At 34.1% G+C, this 18,588-nt stretch carries 9 protein-coding genes, 2 pseudogenes and 5 CRISPR repeat arrays (2 of these 16 only partly in view); of the genes and pseudogenes, 2 read left to right on the forward strand and 9 right to left on the reverse strand.

What is annotated here, in order from left to right; all coding sequences use genetic code 11:
- Window positions 1-2,958: a CRISPR direct-repeat array (repeat unit 29 nt; unit sequence GTTATTCATTAACTATGAGGAATGTAAAT); it begins 13,317 nt to the left of the window's first position.
- A gap of 46 nt (window positions 2,959-3,004) precedes the next feature.
- Together FEZ13_RS00110 and FEZ13_RS00115 are read right to left on the reverse strand one after the other, a co-directional pair.
- On the reverse strand, window positions 3,005-3,313 hold the full coding sequence (locus FEZ13_RS00110) for a P27 family phage terminase small subunit (RefSeq protein ID WP_146550981.1): 309 nt from the start codon (window positions 3,311-3,313) through the stop codon (window positions 3,005-3,007).
- 107 nt (window positions 3,314-3,420) lie between these two features.
- Window positions 3,421-3,717, reverse strand: a complete 297-nt coding sequence (locus FEZ13_RS00115) for an HNH endonuclease (RefSeq protein WP_146550982.1) — start codon at window positions 3,715-3,717, stop codon at window positions 3,421-3,423.
- Between the two features lie 138 nt (window positions 3,718-3,855).
- Between FEZ13_RS00115 and FEZ13_RS00120 the strand changes: the two genes are divergently transcribed.
- Window positions 3,856-4,047, forward strand: coding sequence for a type II toxin-antitoxin system HicA family toxin (locus FEZ13_RS00120; protein WP_186725704.1), 192 nt, complete (start codon window positions 3,856-3,858; stop codon window positions 4,045-4,047).
- Between the two features lie 27 nt (window positions 4,048-4,074).
- Window positions 4,075-4,488, forward strand: coding sequence for a type II toxin-antitoxin system HicB family antitoxin (locus FEZ13_RS00125; RefSeq protein ID WP_146550983.1), 414 nt, complete (start codon window positions 4,075-4,077; stop codon window positions 4,486-4,488).
- Window positions 4,489-4,564: 76 nt separating this feature from the next.
- Window positions 4,565-8,976: a CRISPR direct-repeat array (repeat unit 29 nt; unit sequence GTTATTCATTAACTATGAGGAATGTAAAT).
- Between the two features lie 96 nt (window positions 8,977-9,072).
- On the opposite strand, the pseudogene tnpC reads toward FEZ13_RS00125, so the two are convergent.
- From tnpC to istA (FEZ13_RS00160), 7 genes and pseudogenes are all read right to left on the reverse strand, one after another.
- Window positions 9,073-10,610, reverse strand: a pseudogene (gene tnpC / locus FEZ13_RS00130) (IS66 family transposase).
- A gap of 81 nt (window positions 10,611-10,691) precedes the next feature.
- On the reverse strand, window positions 10,692-11,045 hold the full coding sequence (gene tnpB / locus FEZ13_RS00135; RefSeq protein WP_146550984.1) for an IS66 family insertion sequence element accessory protein TnpB: 354 nt from the start codon (window positions 11,043-11,045) through the stop codon (window positions 10,692-10,694).
- A complete protein-coding gene (locus FEZ13_RS00140; RefSeq protein WP_146550985.1) occupies window positions 11,042-11,236 on the reverse strand; it encodes a hypothetical protein in 195 nt (64 codons plus the stop codon). Before FEZ13_RS00140 ends, tnpB begins: the two co-directional genes overlap by 4 nt.
- Before the next feature lie 115 nt (window positions 11,237-11,351).
- Window positions 11,352-12,292: a CRISPR direct-repeat array (repeat unit 29 nt; unit sequence GTTATTCATTAACTATGAGGAATGTAAAT).
- 128 nt (window positions 12,293-12,420) lie between these two features.
- Window positions 12,421-13,158 carry an IS21-like element helper ATPase IstB gene (gene istB / locus FEZ13_RS00145; protein WP_370467591.1) on the reverse strand — a complete coding sequence of 246 codons (738 nt, stop codon included), beginning with the start codon at window positions 13,156-13,158 and terminating at the stop codon, window positions 12,421-12,423.
- Window positions 13,158-14,657: an IS21 family transposase gene (gene istA / locus FEZ13_RS00150; protein WP_146550986.1), complete on the reverse strand. Its 1,500-nt coding sequence runs from the start codon at window positions 14,655-14,657 to the stop codon at window positions 13,158-13,160. The genes istB (FEZ13_RS00145) and istA (FEZ13_RS00150) overlap by 1 nt, the downstream gene beginning before the upstream one ends.
- 188 nt (window positions 14,658-14,845) lie before the next feature.
- Window positions 14,846-15,456: direct repeats of the CRISPR family, unit length 29 nt; unit sequence GTTATTCATTAACTATGAGGAATGTAAAT.
- Between the two features lie 69 nt (window positions 15,457-15,525).
- Window positions 15,526-16,267: pseudogene (istB, locus tag FEZ13_RS00155) on the reverse strand (IS21-like element helper ATPase IstB).
- Entirely contained in the window at window positions 16,267-17,811 is a 1,545-nt protein-coding gene (gene istA, locus FEZ13_RS00160) for an IS21 family transposase (RefSeq protein WP_146550987.1), read from the reverse strand. The pseudogene istB (FEZ13_RS00155) and the gene istA (FEZ13_RS00160) overlap by 1 nt, the downstream one beginning before the upstream one ends.
- Window positions 17,812-17,966: 155 nt before the next feature.
- Window positions 17,967-18,588: direct repeats of the CRISPR family, unit length 29 nt; unit sequence ATTTAAAACCCACTAAGTTCAGATAAAAG; it runs 322 nt beyond the window's last position.

Genomic DNA, 18,588 nt, shown 5'->3' on the forward strand with positions numbered 1-18,588 from the left:
AATGTAAATAACACAAAGTATTTAAATAGTTTTAAGAATGCTGAAGGTTATTCATTAACTATGAGGAATGTAAATTTTGGTTTATACATGTGGAGTGAAGAAAGAGAAGATCGTTATTCATTAACTATGAGGAATGTAAATTTGGATTCAAATTCGATAATGAAAACGAAGTTGGCGCGTTATTCATTAACTATGAGGAATGTAAATTGACGCAAGAAGCTGTACAATATGCTACTGATTTTTCGTTATTCATTAACTATGAGGAATGTAAATGTTAATAAAATGCCGTCAACATCGACATCAACATTGCGGTTATTCATTAACTATGAGGAATGTAAATTGTATCTTTTTAATCTTGTGTTCTTTATTTCTATAGGTTATTCATTAACTATGAGGAATGTAAATTTTAAAATCACTCCCATCACTCGTACAAGATAAACGTTATTCATTAACTATGAGGAATGTAAATTTTCATAAGCACGTCATAATGCTCTTCGTTCATTTGTTATTCATTAACTATGAGGAATGTAAATGATAATTTGTCTGAAAAACTTTCATAGCCAATGACGTTATTCATTAACTATGAGGAATGTAAATGTGAATTTACCGGGCAGTTCTACACAGTCAGGATTTTGTTATTCATTAACTATGAGGAATGTAAATGACGATTTTGAGTCATTTATTGAATCTCGGTCTAACAGTTATTCATTAACTATGAGGAATGTAAATGACGATTTTGAGTCATTTATTGAATCTCGGTCTAACAGTTATTCATTAACTATGAGGAATGTAAATGACGATTTTGAGTCATTTATTGAATCTCGGTCTAACGTTATTCATTAACTATGAGGAATGTAAATCTGGTTGATGGGGGTAAATTTTTAGAAGCAGAAGTCGAGTTATTCATTAACTATGAGGAATGTAAATGTTAAACGAAAAGGAAAATTAATTTTCCCGGTCGGTGTTATTCATTAACTATGAGGAATGTAAATAAAAAATCTAAGGAGGATAGACCAAAATGGGTGAACGTTATTCATTAACTATGAGGAATGTAAATTCAGTATGAAAGTAATAAAGATGTTCGTGTTCATATGTTATTCATTAACTATGAGGAATGTAAATTGTTTACTTTCAACACTGCTATCTTGACTAGATAGGTTATTCATTAACTATGAGGAATGTAAATATGATTTAGAAAGTATTGGCGAATCTGTACTGGCTTGTTATTCATTAACTATGAGGAATGTAAATGACGCTCCTAAAGAGTTAGTCTCCATTTCTAATTTAGTTATTCATTAACTATGAGGAATGTAAATTCCATAGATCTCGTTTTGACCATTTTTCGCATAGAGGTTATTCATTAACTATGAGGAATGTAAATGGTGTAGCAAATTTTTCAAACATATCTTGCACATCTTGTTATTCATTAACTATGAGGAATGTAAATAAGTCAGAGAAATTTGCATTATGCCAAGAAATCAAAGTTATTCATTAACTATGAGGAATGTAAATTTTCTCTGCAATTAACTTATGTGCGTCAGTTTTAGATGTTATTCATTAACTATGAGGAATGTAAATGTGGGTGTTTACGAACAGAAAAGGTGCGTCAAGCAAGTTATTCATTAACTATGAGGAATGTAAATTAATAAAAACAATGGATAAATATTCTTTGTTGTTCCGAGTTATTCATTAACTATGAGGAATGTAAATTTATATTCAATCATGCCAGCTTCTTTTGCTTGTTCGTTATTCATTAACTATGAGGAATGTAAATCAAGCTGCGCTTCCTTTTTTTTAATAAATGTACCAATGTTATTCATTAACTATGAGGAATGTAAATGAAACAGCAGATCATACGAAACATTTTATTATTATCGTTATTCATTAACTATGAGGAATGTAAATAAGTCAGAGAAATTTGCATTATGCCAAGAAATCAAAGTTATTCATTAACTATGAGGAATGTAAATTTTCTCTGCAATTAACTTATGTGCGTCAGTTTTAGATGTTATTCATTAACTATGAGGAATGTAAATGTGGGTGTTTACGAACAGAAAAGGTGCGTCAAGCAAGTTATTCATTAACTATGAGGAATGTAAATTAATAAAAACAATGGATAAATATTCTTTGTTGTTCCGAGTTATTCATTAACTATGAGGAATGTAAATTTATATTCAATCATGCCAGCTTCTTTTGCTTGTTCGTTATTCATTAACTATGAGGAATGTAAATCAAGCTGCGCTTCCTTTTTTTTAATAAATGTACCAATGTTATTCATTAACTATGAGGAATGTAAATATCGTATATCGTTTAGAAGTTATAGCAGGATTATTGTTATTCATTAACTATGAGGAATGTAAATTTTGGTGAATCAATATTGAATGCTGCATATGAAATATGTTATTCATTAACTATGAGGAATGTAAATACTAATGATGGTGAATCTACGTCTAATCCAATATCAGGTTATTCATTAACTATGAGGAATGTAAATTCTTTTTTGGCTTGTGCAACAACTGCTTGTGCTTCTAGTTATTCATTAACTATGAGGAATGTAAATACTGTAGCTGATATTGTGGAAGATGTCATCGTTGAGCGTTATTCATTAACTATGAGGAATGTAAATGTTTTTGGAGCAACGAGGATTCCATCATGTAGGTACCTGTTATTCATTAACTATGAGGAATGTAAATAGTACAAAACTGAACGGCATAAAAGGCGCTAACATGTTATTCATTAACTATGAGGAATGTAAATACGATGTGCAGCTTCGTTTATCGTCATATAGTTGTCTAGTTATTCATTAACTATGAGGAATGTAAATTATGGGTGGACTGCGCTTATTAAACATCACTTATGCTCCGTTATTCATTAACTATGAGGAATGTAAATTTCACTTGATTTACTTACCCACGGCGCTGGGCAATTTGTTATTCATTAACTATGAGGAATGTAAATTCTCGATACTGCTGAATATATTCATCAACATATTTTTGGTGCAGCGTCATAATAAATCACTTTTGCTGTCGCTAACATCATTGTTGATAATCTTATTATTTTCTAAACCGAGATCTTTACTAAGAGCAATTAGAGAACTGTTAATTTTATTTTTCTCTGAGATGGCCGGATTTATTTTAGAAAAAACTTGCGCACCATTTTGAGTTGTTATCACTACTCCTAGATCACGAATAGATTTATCTAACTTGTAATACAGTTTCAATAAATTCATATAACGCTCCACTTTTTCAAGTTGAACATTATCATTTGGATTAATTCGAGATAACAATTCTTTTTTTACTTTCGTTTGGTTCAAATTGACCACCCCCTTATACGAGAAAATACTAAAAAAGTTCGACAGTTGACCCTTCCCACCGGTTTCCAGATTTGGAGAAAATGCAAAAACTTTTGACCCGGGGGTATCTACCAACGTTCATCATATGCCCACTTGTTTGCTTTTTTCTTAAACCCAAAGCGATTATGTCGCTTGTTATGACAATCTTTACAAAGCGTTCTTAGATTATCATCTTCTAGTGCTAATTCTGGATAATCATCTAATTCTTTAATGTGATCCACTTCTAATATTGCTTCTTTATCTGTCGTGACTCTTCCCTCTTTAGCACACCATTGACACTCATAGTGATCACGTTCTAGTATCTCTTGTCGCTTTACTTTCCATGCTTTCGATAAGTAAAAAGGATTTGCTTTTTTCTTATACATTACTTATCACTCCATCAATCTTTCCAGGCTTACCACATCAATCACCTTCTCAGACAAAATAAAAATGTCTTAATTTTTCACATAAACATATTGCACGTGTATTTTATACGTGTTATAATAAGAATATAAAGAAAGGAGATGAAAAAGATATCATCAAAAGAAATAATCAAAATACTAGAAAAAAACGGGTGGTACTTACATAGTGTTGTTGGAAGTCATCATCACTTCAAACATCCAACTAAGGAAGGGAAAGTAACTGTCCCCCACCCAAGAAAAGATTTAAAAATCGGTACACAAAATTCAATACTTAAGCAGGCAGGACTTAAATAGTCCGCCTGCAAAGGAGGTTTATATAAATTGACAAGATACTATTTCCCAGCAGTATTTGATTCTGGAAACGATGGAAGCAAAGGCTATACAGTAACGTTCCCAGACTTACCAGGATGCATCACTGAAGGATCAGATATTGAAGAATCATTTCGTATGGCAAAAGATGCTTTAGAAGGTTATCTCTATGGAATGGAAGAGGATAACGAATCTATTCCTTCACCATCTAATTTAAATGATATTTCTGTTCCTTCTGGTGGTTTTATTGCTTATATAGAAGTTTGGACTGATTATGTTCGAGATGAACTTCAAAACAAAGCGATCAAGAAAACATTAACAATCCCAAAATGGTTAAATGATGTCGCAGAAAAAGAAAATATTAATTTTTCTCAACTACTTCAATTTGCAATTAAAGAACGATTAGGATTCATACAAAAAGACTAGCCAAGATTATATCTAGATATTAGAGCAAAAGCCCACATGACTAATGTGGGTTTTTTATAGTTCATTGTGTTACTTCGTTATTCATTAACTATGAGGAATGTAAATGATATAATTGCTGAAATAGATTTGAGAAACAATGCTATGTTATTCATTAACTATGAGGAATGTAAATTGTTCTACATAGCTTACAAAAGAGATGGATGTTATGAACGTTATTCATTAACTATGAGGAATGTAAATTAATGTTAAAGATTGATTAGTAGCCACCTCCGCGATAGTTATTCATTAACTATGAGGAATGTAAATAGTGCTTCCACAATGCTAATTGCTTTAGCAATATAAGTTATTCATTAACTATGAGGAATGTAAATTTTGAAGTAACAAGAGTAGTTTGAGCAGTTAAATCTGTTATTCATTAACTATGAGGAATGTAAATTGTGTTTTTTAGCGTTAATTTATATTCATTCAGTAGCTGTTATTCATTAACTATGAGGAATGTAAATTCTAATAGATGCGCTGTCACTTTTAAATTTCTCATTGTTATTCATTAACTATGAGGAATGTAAATGCAAATACAATTGTTTTTTCAATTTCTTCTTATCTTTCGTTATTCATTAACTATGAGGAATGTAAATTTTTAACTTTAAATATTATAATTCAATTTTAGAATAAAAGTTATTCATTAACTATGAGGAATGTAAATTGATTAAACGCGGCTTTCCCTCCATTTCAACAACAGTTATTCATTAACTATGAGGAATGTAAATGAACAAAAGGATCCGGAAAAACAAGATTAGCGATCGTTATTCATTAACTATGAGGAATGTAAATTTCAATCGAATTCGATTAACTTATACTTTTATTTTGTTATTCATTAACTATGAGGAATGTAAATAGTTAAAAAAGTATTTGTTTCGGACATGTCCCCACAGTTATTCATTAACTATGAGGAATGTAAATGAGGCTTCTAGGAATTGAATACAGGACAACGGAATCATGTTATTCATTAACTATGAGGAATGTAAATCGCTGTATAAAAGCCTTCTTCATGATTAAATTCTTGGTTATTCATTAACTATGAGGAATGTAAATGAATCGCCGGTGGCCGAGGATTAACGGCGGATGAAGCGTTATTCATTAACTATGAGGAATGTAAATTGATAAAATCGTGCAATTTGCAGTGCATAATGTAATGGTTATTCATTAACTATGAGGAATGTAAATCAGATTATCAAGTTGCTAAAAGTAATGGGATTAGTGTTATTCATTAACTATGAGGAATGTAAATTGATACAGATTCAACAGATGAGTATAAGATGCAATGGTTATTCATTAACTATGAGGAATGTAAATTAATATTCGGACGTCTTTTTCTTGTCATCTTATAACCGTTATTCATTAACTATGAGGAATGTAAATCTGTTGCGCATCAATGAAATTCATGATTATGCAGAATGTTATTCATTAACTATGAGGAATGTAAATCATATGAACTTGCTACGTTGATGTTGGTTTCTCATTGGGTTATTCATTAACTATGAGGAATGTAAATTACGCATTCATATACTTCCGCATCTAGGAAAATATAGTTATTCATTAACTATGAGGAATGTAAATATAAAAGGGGTTTCAGAAGTCGTACAGGCGGTCTAGGGTTATTCATTAACTATGAGGAATGTAAATGGACAAACTTTTGTGCGACGTTCGATAGTCGTTTTGTTATTCATTAACTATGAGGAATGTAAATTGTTCCGTTATTTTTATACGCTGGCATCGTACCAACTCCGTTATTCATTAACTATGAGGAATGTAAATACGACTCTAAAATGATTTGTCCGAGCGTGATACTAGCGTTATTCATTAACTATGAGGAATGTAAATTAATTCGTTTTGATATGCATAGTATATCATAGGAAGGTTATTCATTAACTATGAGGAATGTAAATTTTCTTCAACTTTTCTAATCACGATAGCTAAAAAAGTTATTCATTAACTATGAGGAATGTAAATTTCTACAATTTCAGTTAATAACACTTCCAGTTCTTCGTTATTCATTAACTATGAGGAATGTAAATGCAGAATGGGCTCAATACGGAAATGGCATGACTACGTTATTCATTAACTATGAGGAATGTAAATTTTTTTTAGTAAGATGAACATAACGATCTTCTGTAAGTTATTCATTAACTATGAGGAATGTAAATGATGAATTCGCATGTATGTATGCCACTGCAAATGTTGTTATTCATTAACTATGAGGAATGTAAATACGCTATTATCACCGAAAACGTCTTTTGATGTTAGTAAGTTATTCATTAACTATGAGGAATGTAAATTATAAATTGGGTGTACTAGCGTGGAAAGGTATTCAGTTATTCATTAACTATGAGGAATGTAAATGTTATGGCGCGGCTGGTATTCGATGGATGAAGGAGGGTTATTCATTAACTATGAGGAATGTAAATAGTCTGAAAAGCTATCCGTATAGCTTTCTAAAATAAGTTATTCATTAACTATGAGGAATGTAAATAGCCAACAGAGAAAGAAGCCAATTAGCTAAACTATCGTTATTCATTAACTATGAGGAATGTAAATAGCGAAGGTAAAGAAAATATCCATAACTTATCATGTAAAGTTATTCATTAACTATGAGGAATGTAAATTATATTAAAACCTCTCCCCTACTCCGCCGATCGGCGGTTATTCATTAACTATGAGGAATGTAAATAAGTTTATTCCGATAGCTTCAACATAACTTTTTTCTGTTATTCATTAACTATGAGGAATGTAAATTTCTTGAAGTTCTGAACGCTGTCCCTGTGGTGTCTGGCGTTATTCATTAACTATGAGGAATGTAAATTCATACTGGATGGGAATACGACAGTCTTGGGATCATTGTTATTCATTAACTATGAGGAATGTAAATGCTTATATTTGGCAAAAAATCGACAAGGACGGTTTGTTATTCATTAACTATGAGGAATGTAAATACATACTGGACTAAGCGCGCGAGATAAAAATAATAAAAGTTATTCATTAACTATGAGGAATGTAAATTTTCTTCAACTTTTCTAATCACGATAGCTAAAAAAGTTATTCATTAACTATGAGGAATGTAAATTTGGTGACATTTATGTCGTCTTAACGATTTTATCTAGTTATTCATTAACTATGAGGAATGTAAATAGTCTTGGGGATGTTTTGGATTGGATGGCGGGCATTGGTTATTCATTAACTATGAGGAATGTAAATAGTGGTACATGTTACTAATTTTGTAATTTGTGTAGCTGTTATTCATTAACTATGAGGAATGTAAATGAACATCTTTAAAAACAATGCTGTTAAATCTATCACGTTATTCATTAACTATGAGGAATGTAAATTCGAGAAAAATGCAGAATATCGATCGCGATACGTATGTTATTCATTAACTATGAGGAATGTAAATGGGCTGAAAGAAGAATTTAGCGATGGAAATATCAATGTTATTCATTAACTATGAGGAATGTAAATCTTATTGATGAACTTTATCTGAAAGAACGCTTAGGGTTATTCATTAACTATGAGGAATGTAAATAGCCTTCCGCGATGCATTAATTGCGTTGATTTACATTGTTATTCATTAACTATGAGGAATGTAAATTCAACTCCAAAAATCAGTACTGTCAATGCTTTGACAGTTATTCATTAACTATGAGGAATGTAAATATTTAAGGCATAGGCAATATCACGGTTAGCTGTAGCGTTATTCATTAACTATGAGGAATGTAAATGCAATACCACCCAGAGCAGTACCAAACACTGGGATGTTATTCATTAACTATGAGGAATGTAAATTTACTTCAGCGTTGATAATGAGTAATGCAGAAAAGTTATTCATTAACTATGAGGAATGTAAATCATGGTGTATTGTTTAGAGGCTCTGCAGAAGGTACTGTTATTCATTAACTATGAGGAATGTAAATATCCGCATCATCTGCGATCATGCCGTTGTCATATGGTTATTCATTAACTATGAGGAATGTAAATATAAGTAATTAATCGAGCGGAGTACGCCAAGACAATCGTTATTCATTAACTATGAGGAATGTAAATATCGATCACGTACTAACATGATGACACGTGCTGTTTCGTTATTCATTAACTATGAGGAATGTAAATCCGGTGCTACTGCATTACGCTATAAAGCGCAGTTCGGTTATTCATTAACTATGAGGAATGTAAATAAGCAATAACTGTGAAGGGATAAGCAATGGAAAAAGGTTATTCATTAACTATGAGGAATGTAAATCCGGAGCAATTAGATACAATCGCTGAATATGGATTACGTTATTCATTAACTATGAGGAATGTAAATTCGTAATAGATTTGTTTTCCAATGCCATGAGTTTGAGTTATTCATTAACTATGAGGAATGTAAATAATATTAAACAAACCGTGAACGGTTGGGAAACTATTGGTTATTCATTAACTATGAGGAATGTAAATAATACAATTGTAAGCCCGAAATATAAAAAAATAAGCGCACCTTTGCGGTACGCACGACGAATGGCCAACTATCCTGGATTTTTTTCGGATAGTTGGCTATTTTGCACATGTGGCTTGGATATTTTTCGACCAAGGCATGTAGTTTTGTAAAAGCTCTGGCTGCTGGTGAATTGGTAAAGTCGGCAGATCTGTCATCAGCTTCACCAGATATTGATAAAAATCGATGCCGTTTGCTTTTGCTGTTTCAGCCAAACTTAAACAAATGGCATTCGCTTTGGCGCCTGCTTCACTTACAGAGAAAAGCCAGTTTTTACGACCAATCACATTCGGACGAATCGCATTTTCAGCCGGATTATTATCGATTTCTAAATGGCCATCATCAAGAAAAGCCTTTAACCCAGCTGCTCGGCTTAATGTATATTCAGCTGCCTTCGCCAGCCCAGCGCATTTTTACCAAAGAAAGGTGAGTGATCAATCCAAGCCAAAAATTCATACACAATGGGCTTCGATTCTTGTTGCCTCACTTGTTGCCGTTCTTCTGGTGAAAGATGTTTTATTTTACGCTCGATATGAAATAATCGATCACAGTAATTGACGCCCATTTGCCCATTTTTGCTATCGGCTTTCAGCCAATAACGTCGAACATGCGCCCAGCAGTGAGCGAACTGGATATCAGGCAAATGACCGTAAGCCGAATAGCCATCACAAATGATAGTTCCTTTAAAGCCAGTAATAAAGTCAGCTAATACAGCCCGACTTCTTGATAAAGCGCTTTTAAAAAGGATAATAATAGGTCCTTGGCTTGGCACGCTCCTACACACCCAGTTATAAGCATTCGATTGACCAGATTTTCCATCTGAACGTTTGATGATTTGCGCATACGTCTCGTCCACATGTAACACAGATTTCGCAGTTAATAATTGCTTCATCAGGTCATAAACAGGTTGAAGCCAATCTTCAGCTACACGAATCACCCAATTCGATAGGTTTTTATCGTTCGTAAGTAGGCCATATCTTTCCCATTCCTTTACCTGGCGGTAAAGAGGCAAGTACTGGATAAACTTATCGTAGATAAGCTTTGCTAAAACGGTTGGTCCGGCAACACTACGTTGAATGACAGCCTGGGGTGCTTTGCCACGTTTGATTTGAGCTTTTTGAGTGATATTCTTTTTACAGGCTTTACACTCATACGCATGTTCAATGTGCTGTACACGTTTCATTGTAGCTGGAATAAATTTGGCTTCTTCACGTGCGACAGTTGAACCAACTTCTGTCATTTCACCAAGGCAACAGTCACATTGCATATTAGAGGGATAATGATGAATTTCTTCTACTTCAATCCCATCACGAAACGAATCATTTCGCTTTTTATTCGTTTTTTTACGGACAACTGTATAGCTAACGGTTTCTGTGCTTTGTTCTTCTGTCTGCTCAGGTTCGCTAAAAGACGGATCGTCTTCAAATAAAGAAACTTGACCGTCTGGTGCTTGATATTTTGATTTTTCTGATTTAGAGCCATATAAAGCTTTTGTTAGTTGACGAACTTGTTCAGTTAATACTTCTATCTGTCGATTTGACTGAGCCAATTGTTGCTCAAGTAATCGAATAATACGTTCATTTTGTTCTTCTTGCATCTGATTAACATTCGACAATTCGGACACCACATTTCCGTTCGGTTTCATCTATGGCTGATTATACCATTCGGAATAAGGTTTTTAAAAGACCCCTTTTACAGATTTCGCAATCGCCTTTGGCTGTTGAAGGGATAGTCCTTCTAATAACCAGCGAAGCTCCTGTTGCGAAAGGTTACGTACTTCATTTTCATCTTTTAGCCATTGTAACTTTCCATTATCTAACCGTTTATAAAGCATGGCGAAGCCATCTCCATCGAAATACAAACATTTATAGCGGTCCTTGCTCCATCCAGAAAATAGAAAGATGGAATCACTATATGGATCCAATTCAAAAGAATCTTGAATAAGCGTTGCGAGACCATCAATGCCTTTACGCATATCTGTCTTGCCGCAAATGATGTAGATGTTTTGTACGCTCGTAAAATCATGCTTCATCGATTGTTCAGCTCCTTCATTACCGATTGGATGATGCGCTCATCTGCATTATTGAAGAAGGAAATTTCAGCCGTTGCTGTTTTGATAACGCAGCTTGGATCAGCAGAAGATTGCGAAGAAATCATGGAAAACATTTTATCAGTGATAGGATCTAGTTTGACAGGAACAATCGTTAATTTATTTGTAGGCATAGGAAAGGCCCCCCCTTAATTGATACGTTTATTGTACCGAAGGTGCCAGATTTTTTTATATGCGTTATTTGATTACGGGCTTACTCTCGATGTATTATTTTTTCTGACGCAAGCCGTTATTCATTAACTATGAGGAATGTAAATATCAGTTCTATACTTGCTTTTAAATCTGCTATATCGTTATTCATTAACTATGAGGAATGTAAATTCAGATAGATATGTGTTTATACAAGTTAAATGGTAATCGTTATTCATTAACTATGAGGAATGTAAATGTTATTTGCTTTACAAATGCTTCTGAAAGTTGTTCGTTATTCATTAACTATGAGGAATGTAAATAATCAATTAATGATTTATAAAGACGTTACAGAAAATGTTATTCATTAACTATGAGGAATGTAAATAAGTATGTACGTGATCAATACGATACAGGATGGAAGTTATTCATTAACTATGAGGAATGTAAATTGTCTACTTCTTGCTGAAGTTTATTTTCTTTGTCTTGTTATTCATTAACTATGAGGAATGTAAATTTGTCAATATTCGACAATTAAGGAGGAAAGCCTTTAACGTTATTCATTAACTATGAGGAATGTAAATTTCGGCAAACCAAAACGCTACGCTGGAGACGCGGCAGTTATTCATTAACTATGAGGAATGTAAATCGACACACTATAGTAAAAAGGGGGTGTAAGAAATCCGTTATTCATTAACTATGAGGAATGTAAATTTTTAAATTCATAAAAGTTGTATCGTTGTAATCAAAGTTATTCATTAACTATGAGGAATGTAAATCAAGGCAATCATTTCTAAAAAGGCTTGAAAAACGTGTGTTATTCATTAACTATGAGGAATGTAAATATCTCTGATATGCCCATACCCTTGGGATCCCTTCTTGTTATTCATTAACTATGAGGAATGTAAATTCGACAAAGGTTAAACGATTGCTATCATTTTCGGTTGTTATTCATTAACTATGAGGAATGTAAATGAATTAAACTTGCTAAATTAACAATTCTGTTTGGGGGTTATTCATTAACTATGAGGAATGTAAATTCGATGATTGCTTCTTGTTCAACTGTCTCATTAACAAGGTTATTCATTAACTATGAGGTGTTTATTGCAAAATAAAAGTGCAGAAAATTGCAGAGAAATTTACATAGGCTTGCAGCTTTTCTTTTACATTAAATCCCAGTATCCGTTTTTACGGAGGATAAGGCATTTTTCAACCGGTAGCTTTCCCCTGTGAACGCTATGACATGCGCGTGGTGAACTAGTCTGTCCACAAGGGCGGAAGTTAGACGGTTATCCCCAAAAACCCGATTCCACTGACCAAACTCCAAATTGGAGGTTACAATCACACTTTTATGCTCGTAACAGTCTGCAATAATGTGAAACAATAATTCCGATCCTTGCTTTTGAAAAGGAACGTATCCCAATTCATCCAGTATAAGCAAATCGCACTTCTCAATCTGTCGTTTTAATCTCTGCAAGGTGCCTTCTTTCATCGCTTCTTCTAATTGTCCCACCAAATCAGCCACCCTAAAGAAACGGACCTCAAATCCCAGTTCACATGCCTTAACACCTAAAGCCGTTCCTAGATGAGTTTTCCCAGTGCCTGGCGTTCCTAAAAGTAGAAGATTCTGTTTTTTCTTTATAAAACGGAGGTCACAGATTTCCTCTTTCGAGGTTGTTGCTGGTAAGTGCAGCTGGTCGGACCATTCATAATCCCTAAGCCATTTAAGCTCTCTAAATTTAGCCTTTTTTATCAGTCTAGCGATTTTGGTGGTTTGTCTGGAATTGACTTCAATCGATAGAATATCACGTAAAAACTGTTCTTTGCTTTCAAAAGGTATCTCCTCAAATTCCTCGATAATATGGGCAAGGTGGAGTGTTTTACAAATGGCCTTTAAATCGTTCATCAGGAAACACCTCCTTCCAAGGAAGGACAAAGTTTTTTATCATAAGTGTGCAAATCTGTTTCGTAGTTAAGCAAAATCTCAGGTGTGTGTACTTCGGTTAATTTTTCTGGATAAGCAGCTTCCTTAGCTTCTAGGATATACCCCAGTTCATGTGGAGCTCTTTCAAGCCGTTCTTCTGTTTCCAGAGAGGAGTGAATATCATCTAGTGTATGCTTCTCTAATAGTTTCTTTATACCTTTAACCCTTGCTCGGGTTTCTTCCGGGTGTATCGTCAGATACGCTTGAACCCTCTCAGGAAAATATTTAAAGAATCGTGAATACTTGACAGACCGGGGCTTCTTCTCCCAATCTATTAAAATATCATTCCATGGTATCGCTCTTGTTGTATTCATATAAGGGCGGTCTTCCTGGTAAACAATTTCTCCGCCATTCGTAAAACAGGTGAATCGATCCCATTCCATTTTGAGGACCAATCCTTGTTTCATTTTCGCTTTGTGGATAACAATTTTTTTACCGTCAACTTCAATTTCCCCATATTTATTAACCTTTGTGGATTTTACAGAATAAATCGGAAGATCCGTTAAAGGTAAGGCTTTCAAATGTTTTTTATCCTCTTTCCACAACTCATCAATCAACACATTTTTTTCATAGTGGAGGCGTTGCCGATCCTTTTCCATTTCCTCCTTCAACCAGTCCGCTAATTGTGGAAAACTCTTCATTATCGGTGCTGTTGTAAATAGATTATTCCTTGTATAACCAACCTTCTTTTCCACATTTCCTTTCTCATGCCCGCTTGACGGATTACATGGCTGCACTTCAAAACCATAATGGCACTTGAATCTCAAAAATGCGTCAGTGTAGGTCCGTTTGTCCCCTTTGCCAATTGAAATTACTGCCGCAGACAAGTTATCAATACGTAGATAGGTTGGGACCCCTCCAGCCTGGTGAAACAACTCCTTTAGCCCTTCAAGGAAACACTCCGTATTTTCGCTTGGAAGAGGGTAGCTAAATCCAGCATTACTATGTGGAAAACTCAAGATTAGGGCTTTGACATCTTTATACGCTCCGTCTTTTACCACAGTCATGTTTCCGAAGTCCACTTGTGCTTCACCCGGAGGGTGTTCTAAACGCTCATGTCTTTCAACCTTGGCTGCTTTGAGTTGGGGCTTTCGGTGTTGGATATATTCGCATACGGTCCGATACGAACCTTTAAAATCATGGTTGTTTCTAAGTTCTTCATGGATCTTCTTGCTAGTTCTTCGGTCTTTTCTCTTGAGTTTCATGTCCTCCTCAAGCCAACAGTCAACAATTTCTCCGAACCCCTCCTCATACATCATTCCTCTTTTAGTGAACTTGAGTGTTTCTTGAAAACTTTCTCCATCTGCGTATTTTTTAACAGTCCTCCAATTACAACCAGTTTTTCTTGCAATCTCGTTTATAGATAAATCTTCTTCTTCTCTTAAATGTTTGATATAATTTACTTCAGGCATCGCTAGCATCCTTTCATGTCCTCCTACTGTTGTGGTCTCTCAATCAATACAGTAGGGAATTATTATGGGGCTGGCAAGCCTTTTTTTATGCAGTTGAGTTCTGCACAAATTTCTCGCAAACCTCTGTACTTTTATTTTGCAATAAACACTTTAGGAGTTGCATAGCCCTCTCTGTTAGGATAGTTGTAAGTCAAATCGTTATTCATTAACTATGAGGAATGTAAATGTATAAGTGAAAACCTCCTCCGGTTTCCCGTCATGTTATTCATTAACTATGAGGAATGTAAATTATTTTTTAACTTGTTGGTCTGACTCTATCTATACGTTATTCATTAACTATGAGGAATGTAAATATTTTTTGACTACTCGCATCTAATTCGACACGTCCGGTTATTCATTAACTATGAGGAATGTAAATTCGATATTTTTAATTGTATCCACTGTCACGTTCGCGTTATTCATTAACTATGAGGAATGTAAATGTTCTTCAGAAGGTTAAAGACGCAATCAAAAATCCGTTATTCATTAACTATGAGGAATGTAAATTATTCCAAATACAGCTATGCTTATTTAGATATCACAGGTTATTCATTAACTATGAGGAATGTAAATTTTTAGCGGAAACGGATTTTGATCCAGCTCTAACAGTTATTCATTAACTATGAGGAATGTAAATATGGCTATGCTAATATTAGCATATTGGCTTAGATCAAGTTATTCATTAACTATGAGGAATGTAAATAATTCAATTACTTCACTGAACTTTAATACTAGAAGCCGTTATTCATTAACTATGAGGAATGTAAATTCGCTTTTCACTCCTCACTGTATTTCGCAAGTAAAAATTGAGCCATTTATTAATTAAAAACTGAGCCACTTAAACCGAACTGTTTTCTAGCCATTCTTTTGTATCTAATATTCGATAAGATGGTCCAACCATGTCTATCATATAAGCTCTATGTGTTAGTCGATCTGTTAAAGCAGCTGTTAAAACGGGATCATGAAAGACTTCTTCCCAGCGGTCAAATGATAAATTACTCGTAACGATGGTAGATGCTCGTCCAACACGTAGGGAAAGATGAGTAAATAATAATTCTGCACCTTCTTTATCAAAAGAAATATAACCTAGCTCATCGATAATCACTAAATCATACTTTTCAAACCTCAATTCAAATGAACGTAACGTTCTTTCAGAACGACTCTCCTTTAATTGATTGACTAGTGATGAAACGGTTGTGAAATACACCTGATACCCAGCTAAACAAGCTTCAATTCCTAAACCAATCGCAATATGGGTTTTACCTGTTCCAGGTGATCCAATTAATAATACATTCTGTTTTTCTTGAATAAAGTCTAATTTCTTTAAATGCGGGAGACGAGAGGCCACATTTTGCGGTAATCTCTCAGTCTCTAATTCAGTTAATAATTTCTTTTCAGGAAAATTGGCTGAACGAATCCGATTCGCTTTTGCTCGTACTTCTCGATCGTACCAGTGCGTGATATAAAAAATCCTCTGCTGTCTGATGTTGTTTCCACATATCATCTTCTTGAATAAATGCCCGAATACTTGGTAATCGAAGTTCTTTACACATTTCAATCATTTCTTGTCTCTTATCCATTAATGAAGCACCCCTGTCTTTTTCGTTTCAAATAATGCCGTAATGGCTGAAAGATTTTCGAGAGATTGAGTGGTGACCTCATTTTTGGAATGTACAGTTTTATGAATAGCTTCGCCTTGATTAGCTAAGAAAATAACTTTCTCTGTTGTTATTTGAACCATAGGGTTCTTCTCAAGTTGCTCAATCGCTGCTATGACCTTTTCTAGATTGTTATGTTCTTTTAGATAGATCAGTAACTCTAGAAAATCTCGCTCATTTCCAATATAATAGTTTTTGTATAATTTTTTTATTTTTGTTGGTGCTTGACTCAAACCTTCACTTTGAGCCAATGCGCCTTTTTTCTTTTCAAATGTACGTAAGTAATGATAAATATCCATAATCCATTCATGGATCTGCCAACTTCGCTTATGTGTCGCGATACAGGCATTTTCACTAAAAATAAGAATTTTTTCCGCACTTGCTTTTACTTTCACCCATTCACCAACATTTCCTTCTGGAACAGAATAACGATTTTGTCTATAAGTAATCGTGCTATATTTGTCCACTCTAAATTCAAATAACTCAGATGCATCAAATGGAATAATATCTGCACTTACTTGCCGAGCTGTACGTTCTTCTAGCATCAATTCTTGGTGCGTTTCGCTTTTCTTATAATGCTTACGAGAGTTTAATTTCATAATGATTTCTGTTAAATATACCTGAGCTTCTTCTAGACTTGTAAACGTATCTCGATGGGCAAATGCTTTCCTGCGGATGTATTCTACACTTCGCTCCACATGCCCCTTCTGATTGCCTTTTCTTGGTTCACACAGTCGGATTTTAAAATGATAATGCATCGATAGATTTTTCATACCATCGGTAATCTCACGATCAGTCCCAATAAAGTTCTTTACAACAGTTCGCATATTATCGTATGTGAATACCTCTGGTACAAAGCCTAAATAATTAATACACTTTACATGTGCATCTTGTACGCACACCATTGTTTCTGATTCATACAAATAGGCGAACCGATTATTACTATATGGTAGGGTGAAGACAGCCATAGAAAAAGACCTTAATGTTTGATTAATAGTTAGTTTTACTTCTCCCCAGTCAAATTCAATCTCATGACCAGCAGTTGCCTTTTGTCGAATAAAGACTTCTTTTTGACGTTTTTCCTCACTATTTACAAAGTTTCTTACAGTTGTATAGCTAATCTCAAACCCCTCATCTAACAGCTTTTCATGAATATCCACCATTTTTAGTTGTTGTTTGTGCATTAGATGTTGCCTCTTGTGTTCGTTGTCCTTTAACATTTTTCTAATTCGTTTCATTACTGTAGGCGTTAAAGCACGTTTATTTCCTTTTCGTTTTTTATACGCCGGAGGTGTTACATAATTATCTGTAATAGGTAATTCTCGAATATCTTGCTTTCTTTTTTCAAGATCTTCTTGGATATACTTTTTTACAGTATTACGAGAAATCCCCAGCTCTTTTGAAATTTGACGTTGGCTTTTATTTTCTTGATGAAAGGCAAGTAGCACTTTCTGTTTCTTCTGCATTGAAATCACCTCTATACACTCCTAACTCTGAAGTTAGGATTATTTTCATATAAAAGTGGCTCACTTTTCAACTGCGATGGTGGCTCAGTTTTAGCTTATCAAATACATTCAGATAAAAGAGAACTACTTACAACGTTTGGTGCACTCGCTTTACAATTTAAAACCCACTAAGTTCAGATAAAAGAATAAAGTAACAGCAGCAACACGTTGGAATGACGTATTTAAAACCCACTAAGTTCAGATAAAAGAGTTATGAATAATTCAGATGTACGTAAAGCTATTACATTTAAAACCCACTAAGTTCAGATAAAAGCATCAAGTTAATGGAAATGCCGCTAGAAGCGATAAATATTTAAAACCCACTAAGTTCAGATAAAAGTGGGATTCCTGTAGAGGGAAACGGGTTGAGTAAGGGTATTTAAAACCCACTAAGTTCAGATAAAAGGACGGAGCTCCAACAGTCGTTATCGATTTAGTACATTTAAAACCCACTAAGTTCAGATAAAAGATTTCTTCATTTTGTGTTTTCCAAGATTCTTCAACCATTTAAAACCCACTAAGTTCAGATAAAAGTAGTTATAAGTGTATTTGGATCGTTTTGACTTAGAATATTTAAAACCCACTAAGTTCAGATAAAAGCTGCGTCAAATCGTGCCAGAGGGGTGAAAAAATGATACTATTTAAAACCCACTAAGTTCAGATAAAAGCAATTCAAAAAACGCTACTTCAATACTGTGGATGGACCATTTAAAACCCACTAAGTTCAGATAAAAGGTT

Source organism: Rummeliibacillus sp. SL167 (genome assembly GCF_007896505.1).
In the GTDB taxonomy this organism is placed as follows: Bacteria; Bacillota; Bacilli; order Bacillales_A; family Planococcaceae; genus Rummeliibacillus; species Rummeliibacillus suwonensis.

Bases quoted from the DNA above. Each gene is read 5' to 3' on its own strand.
- FEZ13_RS00115 (WP_146550982.1), bottom strand. From the start codon at position 3,717: ATGTATAAGAAAAAAGCAAATCCTTTTTACTTATCGAAAGCATGGAAA.
- FEZ13_RS00120 (WP_186725704.1), top strand. From the start codon at position 3,856: ATGAAAAAGATATCATCAAAAGAAATAATCAAAATACTAGAAAAAAAC.
- tnpB (WP_146550984.1), bottom strand. From the start codon at position 11,045: ATGAAGCATGATTTTACGAGCGTACAAAACATCTACATCATTTGCGGC.
- FEZ13_RS00140 (WP_146550985.1), bottom strand. From the start codon at position 11,236: ATGCCTACAAATAAATTAACGATTGTTCCTGTCAAACTAGATCCTATC.
- istB (WP_370467591.1), bottom strand. From the start codon at position 13,158: ATGAACGATTTAAAGGCCATTTGTAAAACACTCCACCTTGCCCATATT.
- istA (WP_146550986.1), bottom strand. From the start codon at position 14,657: ATGCTAGCGATGCCTGAAGTAAATTATATCAAACATTTAAGAGAAGAA.
- istA (WP_146550987.1), bottom strand. From the start codon at position 17,811: ATGCAGAAGAAACAGAAAGTGCTACTTGCCTTTCATCAAGAAAATAAA.